Origin of the sequence: Streptomyces sp. NPDC057287, assembly GCF_042667905.1 — a bacterium.
In the GTDB taxonomy this organism is placed as follows: domain Bacteria; phylum Actinomycetota; class Actinomycetes; order Streptomycetales; family Streptomycetaceae; genus Streptomyces.
Window position 1 is genome coordinate 1 of sequence record NZ_JBHUYV010000047.1, and the last position, 1541, is coordinate 1541.

Sequence of the window (1541 nt, forward strand, 5' to 3'; positions counted from 1 at the left end):
GTATTCTAATATACGTCGCTGATGACGAAACGAATTCTTAAAAAAGAAATTTTAAAAAGTTATTGACGGCATTGAAGTTGATATGTTACAATAATTAAGTCGCTTCAAGAGCGATGGACAAAGTTCTTTGAAAACTAAACAAGACAAAACGTACCTGTTAATTCAAAGTTTTAAATAAATCGCACAGCGATGTGCGTAGTCAGTCAAACTACTTTATCGGAGAGTTTGATCCTGGCTCAGGACGAACGCTGGCGGCGTGCCTAATACATGCAAGTCGAGCGGACAGATGGGAGCTTGCTCCCTGATGTTAGCGGCGGACGGGTGAGTAACACGTGGGTAACCTGCCTGTAAGACTGGGATAACTCCGGGAAACCGGGGCTAATACCGGATGGTTGTTTGAACCGCATGGTTCAGACATAAAAGGTGGCTTCGGCTACCACTTACAGATGGACCCGCGGCGCATTAGCTAGTTGGTGAGGTAACGGCTCACCAAGGCAACGATGCGTAGCCGACCTGAGAGGGTGATCGGCCACACTGGGACTGAGACACGGCCCAGACTCCTACGGGAGGCAGCAGTAGGGAATCTTCCGCAATGGACGAAAGTCTGACGGAGCAACGCCGCGTGAGTGATGAAGGTTTTCGGATCGTAAAGCTCTGTTGTTAGGGAAGAACAAGTGCTAGTTGAATAGGCCGGCACCTTGACGGTACCTAACCAGAAAGCCACGGCTAACTACGTGCCAGCAGCCGCGGTAATACGTAGGTGGCAAGCGTTGTCCGGAATTATTGGGCGTAAAGGGCTCGCAGGCGGTTTCTTAAGTCTGATGTGAAAGCCCCCGGCTCAACCGGGGAGGGTCATTGGAAACTGGGGAACTTGAGTGCAGAAGAGGAGAGTGGAATTCCACGTGTAGCGGTGAAATGCGTAGAGATGTGGAGGAACACCAGTGGCGAAGGCGACTCTCTGGTCTGTAACTGACGCTGAGGAGCGAAAGCGTGGGGAGCGAACAGGATTAGATACCCTGGTAGTCCACGCCGTAAACGATGAGTGCTAAGTGTTAGGGGGTTTCCGCCCCTTAGTGCTGCAGCTAACGCATTAAGCACTCCGCCTGGGGAGTACGGTCGCAAGACTGAAACTCAAAGGAATTGACGGGGGCCCGCACAAGCGGTGGAGCATGTGGTTTAATTCGAAGCAACGCGAAGAACCTTACCAGGTCTTGACATCCTCTGACAATCCTAGAGATAGGACGTCCCCTTCGGGGGCAGAGTGACAGGTGGTGCATGGTTGTCGTCAGCTCGTGTCGTGAGATGTTGGGTTAAGTCCCGCAACGAGCGCAACCCTTGATCTTAGTTGCCAGCATTCAGTTGGGCACTCTAAGGTGACTGCCGGTGACAAACCGGAGGAAGGTGGGGATGACGTCAAATCATCATGCCCCTTATGACCTGGGCTACACACGTGCTACAATGGGCAGAACAAAGGGCAGCGAAACCGCGAGGTTAAGCCAATCCCACAAATCTGTTCTCAGTTCGGATCGCAGTCTGCAACT

The 1541-nt window shown here is 51.8% G+C and carries 1 rRNA gene; it reads left to right on the forward strand.

From position 1 onward, the window contains the following. Window positions 1-213: 213 nt before the first annotated feature. Window positions 214-1541: ribosomal RNA gene (locus ACFUNE_RS37585) — 16S ribosomal RNA — on the forward strand; the annotation flags it as partial.